Source organism: Sutterella megalosphaeroides (genome assembly GCF_003609995.1).
Taxonomy (GTDB): domain Bacteria; phylum Pseudomonadota; class Gammaproteobacteria; order Burkholderiales; family Burkholderiaceae_F; genus Sutterella; species Sutterella megalosphaeroides.
Genome location: NZ_AP018786.1, coordinates 274,501 through 289,350, shown reverse-complemented (window position 1 = coordinate 289,350; position 14,850 = coordinate 274,501). Strand labels below are relative to the sequence as shown.

Here is a 14,850-nt window from a genome sequence, read left to right as displayed (position 1 = left end):
GGCTCTTTGCGATGTCGACACCCATCCAACGACGCGATCTTCTCGGGCGTGCGGCCGGCGCCGCCGGAGCGGCCGTCGCCGCCACGCTCGTCCTAGGTTTCGCCCCGCTTGGGGAAAGCCGGGCCGAGTGGCGCCCCCGTCCGCCGGGGGCGCTTGACGGCAGCCGCTTTACGGCGGCGTGCGCGCGGTGCGGCCGTTGCGTCACGGCGTGCCCCTACGACACGCTGCGTCTGGCCGCACCGGGCGACCCCGCTCCGATCGGCACGCCCTTTTTCACGCCGCGCGACGTCCCGTGCTACATGTGCAAGGACATCCCGTGCGTGAAAGCGTGCCCGACGGGCGCGCTCGATCCGCTTCTCGACGACATCCGCAACGCCCGCATGGGGGTTGCGGCCGTCGACCCGAACAGCTGCCTCTCGTGGCAGGGGTTGCGCTGCGAGGTGTGTCTGCGGGAGTGCCCCGAAGCCAACCGCGCCATCACCATCGAAATGCACCCCCGGGGACTGAGCAAGCACGCGGTGTTCGTTCCGGTCGTGCATCCCGACGCCTGCACGGGGTGCGGACTCTGCGAGCGGGGCTGTCCGACCGAAAAAGCCGCGATTCGCGTGGTCGACCGCGACGCCAACCTCGGCGCCATCGGCCGGCACTACCGACTCGGCTGGCTCGACGAGGACGACCCGAAAAATCGTCGCAGCGAGGCGCCCGCCGCCGAAAGCACCCCCTCGGCGGGGAACGCTCCCTCGGCCGAAGCGCTCGACTACCTCAACGGCGGGGAGGACGAACCGTGACCGAACGCAAACCGCGCTCCCGGTACACCCCGATGCGACACGTCGTGCAGGGGATCGTACTGCTTCTTTTCATCGGGACGGCCCGCTGGGGCTGGACCCTCCTCGACCGGCCCGTCCTCTCGGGGACGCTCTCCGCGTCGAAAGTCCTCGATACGATTCCGCTCTCGGATCCGTTGGCACTGCTCGAGCGCTTCGCGGCGGGACACCTCCCGACGCTCGGCGCATTGACGGGCGCCCTCCTCGTGCTCCTCCTCTACGGCACGCTCGGCTCGCGCACCTTCTGCGGGTGGATCTGCCCCATGAACGCCGTGGTCGAATTCGCGGCCTTCCTGCGGGGCCGCCTGGGGCTTACCGCCGACGCCCTGCGGGTTTCCCGCTCGGCGCGCTTCGTGCTTCTGGCGGGGGCGCTTCTCGCGAGCGCCCTTACGGGCACGGCCGCCTTCGAAGTCATGAGCCCTCAGGGGCTCCTCTGGCGGGACCTCGTCTTCGGCACGGGCCTCTCGGCGCTCGCCGCGGCTTCGGGCGTATTCGCCCTGGAGCTTGCGGTCATGAAAGAGGGCTGGTGCGGCCACCTCTGTCCGCTCGGCGCCTTTTGGGCGCTCGTCGGGAGAATCGTGCGTCGCCCGGCGCTCCGGATCCGCTTCGAGGACAAGGCGTGCACGCGCTGCGGCGACTGCTTGCACGTCTGCCCCGAACGACAGATCATCCGCTTCAAGGACCTGGCTCGAACGGGCCGTATTCCGACGGGCGAATGCCTCAACTGCGGCAAGTGCATCGAACACTGCCCCGAGGACGCCCTGCGTTTTGAACTTTTCGGACGACGATCGGGTTGCGACGCGTCCGACCGCTCCAACACCTGAAGGAGATCTCCATGACGACCCCTCTTTCCACCCGCATCCTCTCGGTTTCGGTCGGCTGCCTGCTCGGGCTTGCCGCGTTCTCCGCTTCGAGCGCGGAGCTGCCCGGCGCTTCGGGCGCGCCCACACCCGTGCCGCATCCGACCGCCGACTACCTGCCGATCACGCCCGACAAGAATGCGTGCGTGATGTGTCACCGTCCGCAGAAGGAAGGCGCCGAGCGCGCGAAGGGTCAGATTCCCCGCTCGCACTACGCGGGCGAACGCCTCTCGGGCGAACGCTACGAGTGCACGCTCTGCCACGTCTCGAAGGACGCGCAGGCGCCCTCGTACGAACCCGCCGATCCGAACGTTCCCCTGAACTGACGGGAACGCTCCCGACCGGATAACCAAAGAGCGACGGCACGCCTGCCGTCGCTCTTTGGTTTTCGGGGGCAGTCGGTCAGAGCTTCTGACCCGACGCCCAGACGGCCGCTTCGACGCGGCTCTTGAAGCCGAGCTTCTTGAGGAGGTGCTTCACGTGCCCCTTGACGGTGCCGTCCGCGATCTCGAGCGTTCGGGCGATGTCTTTGTTGGTGTAGCCCAAGGCCACGAGTTTCAATACGTCCTTCTCGCGCTCGGTCAACTGCACGATCGGGTCGGACTTCACGTCCCGAACCATTTCCGTGAGGTACACCACCATCGAGGGCGCGACGATCAGCTGCCCCTCGAGCGTGCGGCGTACGGCCTCGAGAAAGCGCTCGGGCTCCATGTCTTTGAGGAAGTAGCCGTCCGCGCCCGCCCGGATGCAAGCGGTGAGATCCTCGCCCGAGTCGCTCACCGTCAGGATCACGACGCGCCGCGAAGGGTCCTCCTCTTTGAGAAGCGTCAGGATTTCAACGCCCGACGTGCCTTTCATGTTCAGGTCGAGCACCGTCAGATCGGGTTCGAGTTTGCGGGCGAGCTCCACCGCCTCCTCGCGCGTACCCGCTTCGCCGACCACCTCGATCCCCGGATCGAGGCTCAGGAGCTCGCGTACGCCCCGACGGAAAAGCGGATGGTCGTCCACGACGAGAATGCGGTAGTGTTCTTTTTCGGTCATGATGGGTCGATTCCCTTCGTAGTCCGTCTTCGGGATGGAAGCGTTCATTGTAGGCCGCGATTCTCCCGCGGACCTTAACGATCGGCCCGCTCCCCGGAGCGCTCGACGAGCACCCGAGTGCCGCCTTCCGTGCGCCGCTCGATGCGGATGTCGGCCTTGAGCGCCTGAGCGCGCTCGCGCATGATCGAGAGCCCGAAGTGCATGTCTTTTTCCGCATGCTCGGGAATCCCGATCCCGTCGTCGCACACTTCGAGACGGAAACCGCCTTCGCCGAGCGGTTCGATCCGCACGGCGACGTGCGCGGCCTGCGCGTGCTTTTCGACGTTGGCGAGCGCCTCGCGCAGGATGTGAACGAGATGCACCTGATCGTTCGCCGTCGATTCGTAGTCGGGAAGCGTATTGTCAAGAACCGTCTCGATACCCGTGCGCGATGCGAATTCGTCGACCGCGGAACGGAGCGCCCCGTCGAGGCCGTCACCCGAGATTTGCAGACGAAAGGCCGTGAGGACCTGGCGCAGCTGCCGGTACGCGGTCCCGACGCCTTCCTGCAACTCGGCGAGAATCGACATCGTTTCCTCTTTGGGCGCGTCGCGCTCAAGCCCCAACTTCAGACGCAGAAGCTGAATGCGCGCAAACGAAAGCGACTGTGCGATCGAGTCGTGGAGTTCGCGCGCGATCGTCGAACGCTCTTCGAGCACGGCAAGCCGTCGTTCGCCCGACGCGCGGCGCTCGGCCGCCAGAGCCCGACCGAACGTACCCGCAACGAGCGCGAGGACGTTGCGCTTCCACTCCGGACAGGGGTGCTCGAAGCACACCTTCAAGGCGCCGAAGCACGCATCGTGCCGACCGACGACGGGAAGCTCCAACACGTAGTCCGAGTGTTGCGCTTCCTCGTTCCAGCCCGCCGTGCGGGCGAATTCGTACGCGTTTTCGCCCGAGCCCGCATGCAGAAGAAGGGCGCCCGCGCGAGCACCCGAAAAGGCGATCGCGTCCTCCAACACCTCGGCGGCGACGCGCTTCAGATCGGCGTCGCCCGACTGGAGCCGCTCGCTCGTCCGATGCAGAAACACGAGCCCCTGGTTGCGCCGATCGAGGTCTGCGGTCTTTTTCGCGACCTCCGCTTCGAGCGACCCGTAGAGACGCTCGAGCTCCTTCACCATGAAGTTGAACCCGCGGCCCAGGCGGCCGATTTCGTTTTCTTCGAGCCCCTGGAGCCGCACGGAAAAGTCCCCGCGACGCACGCCGTCGACGGCGTCTTCGAGTTCGGTGAGCGGAGCGAAAATCCGCCGCCGCAACGTGCGCAGCATCACGTACGTCACAGCCACGGCCCCCAAGAGCGTCACGCTCAGAAGAATTTTCAGTAGGCTCAGCCTGCGCGTCAGATTCTCTTCGAGCGCCCGAACGAACACGTCCACGTCGTCGACGAACGCGACGATGCGTCCCAGGAAGAGGCGTCGCGCGCTTTCGCTTTCGATCGACTCGAGCGCGAGTGGCTTCATCTCCTTCTCGAACGTTTCCAGAAGATTGCGATAGCGTTCGCGCACGGGGTCGTCCGCTTCCTTCGGAACGTCCTTGATCAGGTCGGGGCTTGAGAGCCGTTTTTCGAGTTCGGCCACGGCTTCGAGCGTGTTGCGCCGACGCTCGAGAGCGGTCGAATAGGGGTTGGAGACGACGAAGGTCAGCTTGTAGCTCTGCATGCGCAGGCTCCCCGACACGTTGATCGCGCCGCCCGAGCCCGACGACATCTCCGTCAGTACGAGCGCGGGTACGGCCGCGAGAACGACGAAGCAGGCGATGAGACGGAAGACGGCGGAAAACTGCCGATAGAGCGATCGGCTCCCGAGCCACGATTGCAGAAACTGCATAAGAGTCCTCGAAAAAACACCCCGATCGGAGGGCCCGGTCGGGGTGCGTGCGCGTCGACGAAGGCGGAGAGACGCATCTCCCCGCACCTGTCGTCAGATGTCTTCGCTCACCATGTCGATCGCACCGCAGGGGCATTCGTGCGCGCAAATGCCGCAACCCTTGCAGTAGTCGTAGTTGATGGCGAACTTCTTGCCCGGACCGAGCTTGATCACCGCGTTGTCGGGGCAGACGCCGTAGCAGTTGTCGCACTCGAAGCAGTTGCCGCAGGACATGCAGCGGCGCGCTTCGAAGAGCGCGTTTTCTTCGGTGAGACCCTCGACCACTTCGTCGAACGTCGTCTGACGGCGGATGAGGTCGAGCTGCGGGCGCACCGTCTTCGGCGCGTCGCTGTAGTACCAGGTGTTGAGGCGGGCGTACGTGGCGGGAGCCGCGGGCTCGGGCGCCTTGTAGACCTCACCCTTCAGGAAGGCGTCGATCGCGCGGGCCGCACGCTTGCCGTGACCGATCGCGGCCGTGACGTTCCGGTCGCCCGGAACCATGTCGCCGCCCGCGTAGATGCCCGGAACGCCCGTGGCGAAGTTTTCGTCCACCTTGAGGACGTCGCGGTCGATCTCAAGACCCTCGATTTTGTCGAGGAACGAGAGATTGGACTGCTGACCGAGCGCGAGCACGACGGTATCGGCTTCGACCGTTTCGTATTCGCCCGTCGGCTGCGGGTAGCCCGACTCGTCGAGCTTCATCTTCTCGATGCGGATTTCGCCCTTTTCGGCCTGAGCGATCGTGGAGAGCCACTTCATCGAGACGCCTTCTTCGAGCGCCTCCTCGATTTCGAAGGCGTGCGCAGGCGCGCGATCGCGCGTGCGTCGGTAGACGACGACGGGCTCGGCGCCGAGACGACGGGCCGTACGGGCGACGTCGATCGCGGTGTTGCCGCCGCCGTAGACCACGACGCGACGGCCGAGCATCGGGGGCTCTTCGCCTTCCATCGAGCGCAGAACGCTCACCGCGTCGAGAATGTGCGACGCGTCCCCGGCGGGAATGTAGGCGTTGCGGGCCTGCGAGGCGCCGACGGCAAGGAACACGGCGTCGTAGCCGCCCGCCTTCATTTCTTCGGCGAGGTCCGTCACTTCGCGGTTGTATTCGATCGTCACGCCGAGCGCTTCGATGCGGGCGACTTCCTTGTCGAGGATTTCGCGGGGCAGACGGTAACGGGGAATCCCGTAACGCATCATGCCGCCCGACTGCGGCGCGGCTTCGACGACGTGGACCGCGTGACCGAGACGCGCGAGGTGGTAGGCGGCCGAAAGACCGGCCGGGCCGGAGCCGACCACCAGAACGCGGCGGCCGCTCGAGGTTTCGGGCTTCGGGAAAGCCCAGCCCTTTTCGAGCGCGTGGTCGCCGAGGAAGCGTTCCACCGCATTGATGCCGACCGATTCGTCGAGATCCGCACGATTGCAGGCGCCTTCGCATGTGTGATAGCACACGCGCCCCATCGTGGCGGGGAAGGGATTGTCTTCGATGATCGTACGCCAGGCGTCTTCGTAGTGACCGCTTTCGGCATGGAAGAGCCAGTCGCGGCACTTTTCACCCGCCGGGCACTTCGCGTTGCAGGGCGGCAGACGGTTGACATACACGGGCTTCACGGTACGCCAGGAACCCGTGCGGTTGGCGAGCGAGCTCCCGACGTCGAGCGTGATGGCAAAGGGTTTGTTCACGACCGTTCTCCTCAAATCGTGTGCGCGCGTTCTTCGCCCTGTTCGGGCACCGGAACGACGGAGGCCGTCTCGTCGTCAAGATCGAGCAGACCGAACTTTTCGATGTTGTTGTCCGCCATGGCCTGAATGCGTTCGAGCACTTCGGGTTCGCCGTTGCGACCGAAGAGATGCGCGAAGCGCTTCTGGAGCTTCAGGTAGCTTTCCACGGGCTCCTTGCGGCGGATGGTCTGGACGCCGGTGACCTTGCCGTACTCGGCTTCGAACACCGGGAAGATCCCCGTTTGGTGCGCGAGACGCGCGAGCTGCACGGTCTGACCGGAGGCCGACCCCCAGCCGAGCGGGCAGGGAACGAGGATGTGGATGTAGCGGGCGCCGCGAATCGACATGGCCTTCGTCACCTTGCGTTCGAGGTCGCGCAGGTCCGCCACCGTCGCCGTGGCGACGTACGGAATCCCGTGCGCCATGGCGATGAGCGGAACGTTCTTGCCCTGCCCCCAGGCGTTGCCGGGCTCTTCGCCCGCAATCTGCGTGGTGGCCGTGCGCGCCGCCGGAGGCGTCGCCGACGAGCGCTGCACGCCCGTGTTCATGTACGCCTCGTTGTCGTAGCAGATGTAGAGCACGTCGTCGTTGCGTTCGAACATCCCGGAGAGGCACCCGAAACCGATGTCGGTCGTGCCGCCGTCGCCGCCCATGGCGAGAACGCGCGTGACGGGCGTGCCCGTCTTCTTCGCGCGCACGCGGAAGGCCGCGGCCATGCCGGTCGCAACGGCCGCCGTATTGCCGAAGAGCGAGTGGAACCAGGGCATCTGCCAGCTCGTTTCCGGATAGGGCGTCGAGAAGACTTCGAGGCACCCCGTGGCGTTGGCGGCCGCAAGCCGTCCGTTGACTGCTCGCATCGCCGCGTCGACCGCATAGCGGGCGCCGAGCGCCTCGCCGCAACCCTGACAGGCGCGATGACCGGAGTTGAGCGAATTCGAGCGATCCATCGACGACTGAACCGAACGCTGAGACGGATCGAGAAGACGGTTGCCCACCGTGAAGGTGCCCGTCTGGTAAAAGTGGATCTGCTGCTCGTTCATGATTAGATCTCCTCGCCGCGCGCGAGCTTGCGGGCGGCGATGTCGCGATTGAGGGCTTCGGGCAAGGGACCGACGTGGTGAGCGTTGCGCTCGCGTTCGAGCTGAGCGTCGACGAGCTCCCGATCGAGGTCGAGGAAGTACGGCTCGTCGGTGATTTCGCCAGCGGCCGCGCGGGTGAAGCAGTCGGTGAGCGACGCCTTGGTGACGGGACGCCCGCCGAGGCCCGCCACGACGGACACCTGTTCGACGGGAAGACCGCGCAGGGCCTTCATCACGTCGAGCGAGAGCGCCCCGCCCATGCCGGAACTCACCTGACGTTCGACGACCACGACGGAACGCACGCGGGCAAGCGCCTCGCGAACCGCCTTTTCGGGGAACGGACGGTAGCACTTGAGACCGACGACGCCGATCTTCATGCCGCCTTCGCGCAGTTCGTCCACGGTGTCCTTGATGGTGCCGAGGATCGAGCCCATGGCAAAGACACACACCTCGGCGTCTTCCATGCGGTAGCTCGAGACAAGCCCGCCCGCTTCGCGACCGAAGGCCGCCTTGAACTCTTCGGCCGTGCGTTCGATCACGGGAAGGGCGTCGAGCATGCGACGGTGCGCGAGGTAGCGCACTTCGGTAAAGGCTTCGGGGCCGACCATGGCGCCGATCGAGTACGGATGATCGGGGTCGAGCACCTGACGGGGACGATAGGGCGGCAGGAACGCGTCGACTTCTTCCTGTTCGGGAATGTCCATGCGTTCGAAGGCGTGCGTGAGCACGAACCCGTCCATGCACACCATCACCGGAATCGACATCTCTTCGGCGATCTTGAAGGCTTCGATGTGCAGGTCGCAGGCTTCCTGGTTCGTTTCCGCAAAAAGCTGGATCCAGCCGCTGTCGCGCTGGCTCATCGAGTCGGAATGGTCGTTCCAGATGTTGATGGGCGCGCCGATCGCACGGTTGGCCACCGTCATGACGACGGGCAGGCCCAGGCCGCTCGCGTTGTAGACGGCCTCGACCATGTAAAGAAGCCCCTGGCTCGCCGTGGCCGTGTAGGCGCGGGAACCCGCCACCGAGGCGCCGAGCGCCACCGACATGGCCGCGAATTCGCTCTCGACGTTGATGTACTCGCAGTCCTTCAGAATGCCCTTGCGGCACAGAAGACCGAGATGTTCGACGATGTGGGTCTGAGGCGAAATCGGGTACGCGCAGACCACTTCCGGGCGGCAAAGCGCGACGGCCTGCGCAACACCCTGACTCCCTTCGAGTTGCTTAAGCATGTTCTTCTCCCAGACTCGATTTGACGGCACGGAATGCAAGTTCGGCCACGTCGGCGTTGGCCTGAGCGACGCGACCCGAGAACTTGGCGTTGTAGGCGGCCTGCACGCTTTCGAGCTTCATCATGCCCGTCATGGCGGCAAAGCCCGCGAGCATGGCGGCGCCCGGCAGCGGACGACCGATCTTTTCAAGCGCGTAGTGCGTGGCGGGAACCGTCAGAACGTGGCCCGCGGGCAGACGTTCGACGAGTTCGCCGAGACCGAGCTCTTCGGGAGAGCGACTCGAATTGATGAGCACGTAGCCCTCGGGCTTGAGGCCGGCGAAGACGTCGACGCTGTCGAGCAGCGTGCGATCCTGCACCAGAACGACATCGGGTTCGAGCACGGGTTCGCGAAGACGAATTTCCTTGGGACTGAGTCGGGCGAACGCCACGACGGGCGCTCCCGTACGTTCGGAGCCGAAGCTCGGGAAGGCCTGAGCCTGGTGCCCTTCCATGAAGCCCGCGAGAGCGAGCATCTCCGCCGCCGTAACGACGCCTTGCCCGCCGCGGCCGTGGATGCGAATTTGGAACACGGTTCTTTCCCCTATGGTTGGTATCGTCGGTCGCTCGCGGCGACCGCGCGGCCGAAGGGACGGAGCCCGTTCGCGCGAACGGCCGTCCGGCACTCGGCCTGAAGGGTGGCGGGTGCGAGGGGTCCTCGACGTCGCCCGCCGCATGTGATGCTTTGCTTCGTCGGCCGCCGGGCGGCGGTCTTGCGACAAAGAAAGAGTACGGATCGCACCAATTTTAGGCAGAAAGCCAAGCGGCCGCGAGTAGACTATTCGGGCTAATCCTTTGTTTCCCCGGAGACCGTCATGCGACTGCGTTTCGTTCCCGCGCTTCTCGCCGCCGCGCTGTTGGCGGGCTGCTCGATTCCCCTCACGACCGAGCCCGATCCTCTGGAAGACGCCACGGCCGTCTACAGCTGGCAGGCCGAGGGGCGGATGATTTTCGAATGCGCCTACGATTCGGAAGGTTTTTACTGGGCGTTCGTGCGCCCCGAAGGGAAGCTCGTCTCGGAAACGGGGCGCGTCGAGGCAACAATTGAAAACGATTTCGGTCTCACGCATCGGGACGGCTCGCACCTCGAAGCGAAAATCATCCGCCAGGGTTCGGCCAAGACCCCGAACGACCTGAAGGACGCCCTTTTTGAAGTTTCGTCCGCGTCGGACCGGGGTGCTCTGCGCGCGATTCGTTACGTCGAGCGACGTCGCGCCGAAGGCGGCATGCCGCTCACGGCCTGCTCGGCCTCTCAGCGCGGCATGCGTCTGGCCGTCCCCTTCCGCGCCCGCTGGATTCTCTACCGTTGAGCCGCGAGCGCGTTTTCTCGCGCGCGGTGCGACCGGCCTCCCGAATCGGGCTCAATCCTGCCGAGACGAAGCTAGTTTTGATAAAATTGGACCTTTGCCGTGACGCCGGAGCAGACGTTCGGCCAACCTTCATTCGGGAGATGACAACCATGGTTCCAGCTGCTACGACGGTCGGAGGGTACCTTCAGAGTTTGCCGAACGACCGGCGTGTTGCAATGGCGCGAGTCTGCAGCATGATTCGCCGATCCGCCCGCGGCGTGCGTGAAAGCATGCGCTTCGGTCTTGCCTTCTACGAGCTTGACGGCGGTCCCGTCTTCGCCGTGGAATCGCGCGACAAGGCGTTGGTCTTCTATTACGCCGAAAAGGCCGCCTGCGAAGGATTCGAAGACAAGTGGAAGGGGCTCGACGTCGAACATCAGTTGGTCGCCTTCCAGGACCTCAACTGCCTCCCCCTCGACGTCGTGGAAACGATCGTGCGCGCCTCGCTCAAGTTGCGCAAGGGTCGTCCGGCTTCCGAATCCCCGACGCAGCAGGAGCTTCTCCAGGTTTGGGGCCTCAAGGAAGAGGACGCCGCCGTTGCGCCCCCGATCGTTCGCATCGTCGTTTCGCACGACGAAGACGAAGCGGAAGCCGCCAAGAACTGATCGCCCGTCCGCATTCGTTTGCGAAAAGGCCGACTCGTCGAGTCGGCCTTTTCTTTTTTCTTATTCCGGCAACGGCCCGTTCAGCCAGCCCGTGATCCGACGGTCCACCTCCTCGGGGCACTCTGTGAGCGGCCAGTGAAAGCAGGCGACCGTTTCGACCCGGCCCGCCGGAAGCTTTCGGGCCCAGGCCGAAAGACGCGTCGCGTCCGTGTACGTTCCCTGCGACGAGGCAATGACGAGGACCGGAATGCCGAGCCCCGTCAGGTCGGGCGTGGAGCGACCCACCTCGATCAAATCGCGCGCGTAGTCGGCCGTGTGGATGTGCCGGAGATCCGCAAACGGGGACGAATACTCCTTGACGAACGCTTGGAGTTCGTCGCCGCCCTTCTCCAACATCTTCCGGGCCTTTTCGTCGTGGGCCCGGAGCGAATAGGCGGGAAGGCGCCGCCGGATCCCGAGCGCGTTCCAGAATCGGGCGCAGCGCTCGACGACGTGCAGAATCGGAAGCCGTGCGCGAAGCTCGAGCGCCTTGGGCGTGAGCGCCTCGTCGACCAACGGGTCGAGGAGTACGAGCGCGCGCGTGCGTTCGGGGTAAAGCGCCGCAAACCGCATCGCCGCCTGAGCGCCGAGGCTGTGCCCGATGAGGACGGCTTTGCGCGCTCCGAGCCGATCGAGGATTTCAAGGATGTCGGCGGCGTGCGTTTCCAAGACGGCGCGCGTCTTGCATTCGCTCGCGCCGTGTCCGCGCAAATCGAACCGCACGAGCGTCCAGTCGCGACGCAAGGCGGTTTTTTCGGCGAACTCCTCCCATCGGCTGCCGTTCGAGGCCACGCCGTGAACGAGAACGACGACGCCGCGGGAATGCTCGAGGGGAGCGCCCCCGACGGCGTAGGAAATCGTGCCGCCTTCGCGCACGAATTCGCCGCGGGCTTCGCCGGGCACGAGACGGAAACGGAGATCGCACTGCGTATCGGTAGTCATCGGGAGCCTTTGTCTTCTTCGGGTTGGAGCGCGTCGCCCTGAGCCTCGCGCAGTCTTCGGTAAAGCGTACGCTCGCTGATGCCGAGGCGTTCGGCGAGGGCTTTGCGGGAGCCTTCCCAGCGAGCGGCGAATTCGGCGAGCGGAACCGAGGCCTCGTCGGGCGAGTCCGGATCGACCGTTTCGATGTCGGAAGCTTCGATGCGGTGACCTTCGGCCGAAATCGCCGCGCGTTCAAGGAGACACAGGAACTCCCGGACGTTCCCGGGCCAGCTGCGCTTGACGAGCATTTCGAGGGCGTCCTCCGAAAGCTCCATCGGCCGGTCGGGCGAAGCGCGGCGCAACATGAGGCGCGCGAGTTCCGCGATGTCTTCGCGCCGTTCGTCGAGCCCCGGAATCGTCACCGTAAAAACGCCGAGTCGATAAAAAAGGTCGCTTCGGAAGCGCCCTTCGCGGACGCGTTGCGCCAAATCGTAGCGACTCGAGCAGAGAATGCGGAACCCCGCCACCCGAACGACGCCCGAACCGCTTTCTCGCATGCGGCCCGTCTCGATAAGGTCGAGAAGACGCACTTGCAAAGCGAGCGACAGCTCCGCGACCTCGTCGAAGTAGACCGTCCCTCCGGGGAGCGTGTCGAGCAACCCCCGTTCGCGGGACGTGCCGAAAAATTCCCGCTCGAACGCTTCGACGGTGAGCCCCGAGCAGTCGATTTTCACGAAACCCATGGCGGCACGCCGGGAGTTTTCATGAAGAAACCGCGCGAAAACCTCTTTGCCCGTGCCGGACGGCCCCGTAAAGAGCACGACGGTATCCCGGGCACAGACCCTCGCAATGCGTCCGAGTACGGTTCGGACGGCCTCCGACTGCGCCACGACGCCCGCACCGTCGACAAGACCGCGCACGCCGCTTTGCTCGACGACCGTTTCCATGACGCAGGCGATCGATCCGTCGGCTCGCAACAGGGGCGTGGCCGTGAGTTCCACGAAGCGCTCCCCTCCGGGCACGAACCGGTGCTGCACCTCGCGGGCGGGTGCGCCCGTGACGAACGCTTTTTGCACCGGACACGCCTCTCCGCACTCGGCGCAGGAGCGCACCTCGTGGAAAAGCACCTCGTGACAGCGCCGTCCGGTCGCGTCTTTGATCCCGTACCGACGCCGGAACGCCCTGTTCGCATACGCCACCGTCAGGTCCTCGCGCACGAGGATCCGAGCCTCCTCGATCGCGTCGAGAAGCATGGTCATTTCACTGCCCAAAGCCATTTCTGTCACTGCCATATGTCAGACATGGCAGTCATTCTAACGGTATGTCGGTCTCAAACGAGTTGCAACAACAAGAAACACCTCGACGCGACGCCAATATCCGCATAGTCCTCGCTAATATGGCGCAGTCGTTAATAGATGCCTTCCATTTTCCACGCATGACCGTCGCCCCAACCACCAAGAAACGCCAACCGCATCTCGTTCTGGAGATCGCGATCGTTCTGGCGTGCAAGCTTCTCTTCATCTTCTGTCTCTGGTACTTCTTTTTCAGTCCCGAGCACCGTACGGCGGTCACGCCCGACCGTATGGATGAGTTGATGTTCTCAAGCGCCGACGAATCGAAGGCCCCCGCGACCCGAACGGGACGATCCTGATCCCTCGTTTTTCCTCACATCACAACATCTGGAGTCCTCATGATCCCCTCTGATCTTGTTGACCTGTCACGCTTGCAGTTTGCGCTGACCGCGATGTACCACTTCCTTTTCGTGCCCCTGACGCTCGGGCTCTCCTTCATGCTCGTCGTGATGGAAGCGACCTACGTCATCACGGGCAAGGAAGTGTACAAAGACATGACCCGTTTCTGGGGCAAACTCTTCGGCATCAACTTCGCCCTCGGCGTCGCCACCGGCATCACGATGGAGTTCCAGTTCGGCACGAACTGGGCTTACTACTCCCACTACGTGGGCGACATTTTCGGTGCGCCGCTCGCCATCGAAGGCCTGATGGCCTTCTTCCTTGAATCGACCTTCATCGGTCTGTTCTTCTTCGGTTGGGATCGCCTCTCGAAGGGCAAGCACCTGCTCGCCACGTTCCTCATGGCGCTCGGTTCGAACCTTTCCGCGCTCTGGATTCTCGTGGCCAACGCCTGGATGATGAATCCCGTCGGCGCCGAGTTCAACTTCGAAACGATGCGAATGGAAATGGTGGACTTCTGGGCCGTCGTCTCGAGCGAATGGGCTCAGGCGAAGTTCGTCCACACGATTTCGGGCGGCTACATGACGGGCGCCTTCTTCGTGATGGCCGTTTCCGCCTACTACCTGCTTCGTCGTCAGGACGTGCAGTTCGCCAAGGCCTCCCTGCGTCTTGCCGCGGTGTTCGGTCTCGTGGCCTCGGTCATGACCGTTCACATGGGCGACGAATCGGGTTATCTCGTCACGCGCGACCAGCCGACGAAGATCGCCGCCATGGAAGCCATTTGGGACACGCACGAAGCTCCGGCTCCGATGACGCTCTTTGCGATTCCCGACCAGGAAGCCCGCACCAACCACGCTCAGATCGACTTCCCGTGGCTCTTCGGCATCATCGGCACGCGTTCGCTCTCGACGGAAATCCCGGGCATCAACCAGCTTGAAGCCCAGGCGGTCGAACGCATCCAGAACGGTCAGAAGGCCGTGGTCGCCCTCGAAAACCTCCGCAAGGATCCGAAGAACGAAGCGCTTCGCGACGAATTCCGCGCCGTTCAGCAGGACCTCGGCTTCGGCCTCCTCCTGAAGTCCCGTACGGACGACATCGCCAACGCGACGCCCGAAATGATTCAGGAAGCCGCCCGCTCGACGATCCCGAGCGTCGCTCCCATGTTCTGGGCCTTCCGTCTGATGGTCGGCTGCGGCATGGCCATGCTCTTCATCTTCCTCGCGGGCATCGTGCTCGGCGTCAAGGGCAAGCTCGAATCGAGCCCCTGGTTCCTCAAGCTCGCCGTGCTCGGTCTGCCGCTTCCGTGGCTCGCCTGCGAAGCCGGCTGGTTCGTCGCCGAATACGGTCGTCAGCCCTGGACCATCTACAACGTCCTTCCGACGCATCTCTCCGTGTCGTCCCTCTCTTCGGGCGAAGTCCTGGGCTCCCTGATCGGCTTCGTCGTGCTTTACAGCGCGCTCCTCGTCGTCGAACTCTGGCTCATGGTGCGCTTCGGTCGCAAGGGTCCGAGCTCGCTCGGCACCGGTCGCTACCACTTTGAACGAAACTAAACGC

At 64.6% G+C, this 14,850-nt stretch carries 15 protein-coding genes; 7 read left to right on the top strand and 8 right to left on the bottom strand.

Features of this window, described 5'->3' with window-relative positions:
- The first annotated feature begins 11 nt into the window (after window positions 1-11).
- From napG to S6FBBBH3_RS01335, 3 genes are read left to right on the top strand one after another with little or no spacing between them, the layout of a single operon-like run.
- Entirely contained in the window at window positions 12-788 is a 777-nt protein-coding gene (gene napG, locus S6FBBBH3_RS01345; protein WP_120176046.1) for a ferredoxin-type protein NapG, read from the top strand.
- Window positions 785-1,648: a quinol dehydrogenase ferredoxin subunit NapH gene (gene napH / locus S6FBBBH3_RS01340; RefSeq protein ID WP_232008806.1), complete on the top strand. Its 864-nt coding sequence runs from the start codon at window positions 785-787 to the stop codon at window positions 1,646-1,648. Before napG ends, napH begins: the two co-directional genes overlap by 4 nt.
- A gap of 11 nt (window positions 1,649-1,659) precedes the next feature.
- On the top strand, window positions 1,660-2,010 hold the full coding sequence (locus S6FBBBH3_RS01335; protein ID WP_120176043.1) for a nitrate reductase cytochrome c-type subunit: 351 nt from the start codon (window positions 1,660-1,662) through the stop codon (window positions 2,008-2,010).
- A gap of 76 nt (window positions 2,011-2,086) precedes the next feature.
- On the opposite strand, the gene narL is transcribed toward S6FBBBH3_RS01335, so the two are convergent.
- The 6 genes from narL to S6FBBBH3_RS01305 all read right to left on the bottom strand — a co-directional run bounded on the left by narL (window position 2,087) and on the right by S6FBBBH3_RS01305 (window position 9,224).
- Window positions 2,087-2,773, bottom strand: a complete 687-nt coding sequence (gene narL, locus S6FBBBH3_RS01330; protein WP_232008805.1) for a two-component system response regulator NarL — start codon at window positions 2,771-2,773, stop codon at window positions 2,087-2,089.
- Window positions 2,774-2,799: 26 nt separating this feature from the next.
- Window positions 2,800-4,590 carry an ATP-binding protein gene (locus tag S6FBBBH3_RS01325; RefSeq protein ID WP_120176042.1) on the bottom strand — a complete coding sequence of 597 codons (1,791 nt, stop codon included), beginning with the start codon at window positions 4,588-4,590 and terminating at the stop codon, window positions 2,800-2,802.
- 93 nt (window positions 4,591-4,683) lie between these two features.
- Window positions 4,684-6,306: an NAD(P)-binding protein gene (locus S6FBBBH3_RS01320; protein ID WP_170143794.1), complete on the bottom strand. Its 1,623-nt coding sequence runs from the start codon at window positions 6,304-6,306 to the stop codon at window positions 4,684-4,686.
- Between the two features lie 11 nt (window positions 6,307-6,317).
- Window positions 6,318-7,385, bottom strand: a complete 1,068-nt coding sequence (locus S6FBBBH3_RS01315; protein ID WP_120176039.1) for a thiamine pyrophosphate-dependent enzyme — start codon at window positions 7,383-7,385, stop codon at window positions 6,318-6,320.
- Window positions 7,386-7,387: 2 nt separating this feature from the next.
- Complete coding sequence (locus S6FBBBH3_RS01310) at window positions 7,388-8,653, bottom strand: transketolase C-terminal domain-containing protein (RefSeq protein ID WP_120176037.1); 1,266 nt, start codon at window positions 8,651-8,653, stop codon at window positions 7,388-7,390.
- Window positions 8,646-9,224: a 2-oxoacid:acceptor oxidoreductase family protein gene (locus S6FBBBH3_RS01305; protein WP_120176036.1), complete on the bottom strand. Its 579-nt coding sequence runs from the start codon at window positions 9,222-9,224 to the stop codon at window positions 8,646-8,648. Before S6FBBBH3_RS01305 ends, S6FBBBH3_RS01310 begins: the two co-directional genes overlap by 8 nt.
- A 282-nt stretch (window positions 9,225-9,506) precedes the next feature.
- Here S6FBBBH3_RS01305 and S6FBBBH3_RS01300 point away from each other — a divergent pair, with 282 nt between their 5' ends.
- Window positions 9,507-10,001 (top strand): DUF3455 domain-containing protein, encoded by a 495-nt coding sequence (locus S6FBBBH3_RS01300; RefSeq protein WP_120176035.1) that lies wholly within the window; start codon window positions 9,507-9,509, stop codon window positions 9,999-10,001.
- A 233-nt stretch (window positions 10,002-10,234) separates the two neighbouring features.
- Window positions 10,235-10,645, top strand: a complete 411-nt coding sequence (locus S6FBBBH3_RS01295; protein ID WP_232008804.1) for a DUF1801 domain-containing protein — start codon at window positions 10,235-10,237, stop codon at window positions 10,643-10,645.
- A 60-nt stretch (window positions 10,646-10,705) separates the two neighbouring features.
- Here S6FBBBH3_RS01295 and S6FBBBH3_RS01290 read toward each other — a convergent pair whose 3' ends face one another.
- The gene (locus S6FBBBH3_RS01290; RefSeq protein ID WP_120176032.1) at window positions 10,706-11,626 is read right to left on the bottom strand and encodes an alpha/beta fold hydrolase; all 921 of its coding nucleotides are present in this window, start codon (window positions 11,624-11,626) and stop codon (window positions 10,706-10,708) included.
- Window positions 11,623-12,864 carry a sigma 54-interacting transcriptional regulator gene (locus S6FBBBH3_RS01285; protein WP_170143793.1) on the bottom strand — a complete coding sequence of 414 codons (1,242 nt, stop codon included), beginning with the start codon at window positions 12,862-12,864 and terminating at the stop codon, window positions 11,623-11,625. The genes S6FBBBH3_RS01290 and S6FBBBH3_RS01285 overlap by 4 nt, the downstream gene beginning before the upstream one ends.
- Before the next feature lie 176 nt (window positions 12,865-13,040).
- Between S6FBBBH3_RS01285 and cydP the strand changes: the two genes are divergently transcribed.
- Together cydP and S6FBBBH3_RS01275 are read left to right on the top strand one after the other, a co-directional pair.
- On the top strand, window positions 13,041-13,256 hold the full coding sequence (cydP, locus tag S6FBBBH3_RS01280) for a cytochrome oxidase putative small subunit CydP (protein ID WP_120177775.1): 216 nt from the start codon (window positions 13,041-13,043) through the stop codon (window positions 13,254-13,256).
- A gap of 39 nt (window positions 13,257-13,295) precedes the next feature.
- Complete coding sequence (locus S6FBBBH3_RS01275) at window positions 13,296-14,846, top strand: cytochrome ubiquinol oxidase subunit I (RefSeq protein ID WP_120176028.1); 1,551 nt, start codon at window positions 13,296-13,298, stop codon at window positions 14,844-14,846.
- The last annotated feature ends 4 nt before the right edge of the window (window positions 14,847-14,850 follow it).

Coding starts and splice junctions, on each gene's coding strand:
- napG (WP_120176046.1), top strand. CDS start 12: ATGTCGACACCCATCCAACGACGCGATCTTCTCGGGCGTGCGGCCGGC.
- cydP (WP_120177775.1), top strand. CDS start 13,041: ATGACCGTCGCCCCAACCACCAAGAAACGCCAACCGCATCTCGTTCTG.
- S6FBBBH3_RS01335 (WP_120176043.1), top strand. CDS start 1,660: ATGACGACCCCTCTTTCCACCCGCATCCTCTCGGTTTCGGTCGGCTGC.
- S6FBBBH3_RS01310 (WP_120176037.1), bottom strand. CDS start 8,653: ATGCTTAAGCAACTCGAAGGGAGTCAGGGTGTTGCGCAGGCCGTCGCG.
- S6FBBBH3_RS01325 (WP_120176042.1), bottom strand. CDS start 4,590: ATGCAGTTTCTGCAATCGTGGCTCGGGAGCCGATCGCTCTATCGGCAG.
- S6FBBBH3_RS01315 (WP_120176039.1), bottom strand. CDS start 7,385: ATGAACGAGCAGCAGATCCACTTTTACCAGACGGGCACCTTCACGGTG.
- S6FBBBH3_RS01300 (WP_120176035.1), top strand. CDS start 9,507: ATGCGACTGCGTTTCGTTCCCGCGCTTCTCGCCGCCGCGCTGTTGGCG.
- S6FBBBH3_RS01295 (WP_232008804.1), top strand. CDS start 10,235: ATGATTCGCCGATCCGCCCGCGGCGTGCGTGAAAGCATGCGCTTCGGT.
- S6FBBBH3_RS01275 (WP_120176028.1), top strand. CDS start 13,296: ATGATCCCCTCTGATCTTGTTGACCTGTCACGCTTGCAGTTTGCGCTG.
- S6FBBBH3_RS01290 (WP_120176032.1), bottom strand. CDS start 11,626: ATGACTACCGATACGCAGTGCGATCTCCGTTTCCGTCTCGTGCCCGGC.
- narL (WP_232008805.1), bottom strand. CDS start 2,773: ATGAACGCTTCCATCCCGAAGACGGACTACGAAGGGAATCGACCCATC.
- S6FBBBH3_RS01285 (WP_170143793.1), bottom strand. CDS start 12,864: ATGACCATGCTTCTCGACGCGATCGAGGAGGCTCGGATCCTCGTGCGC.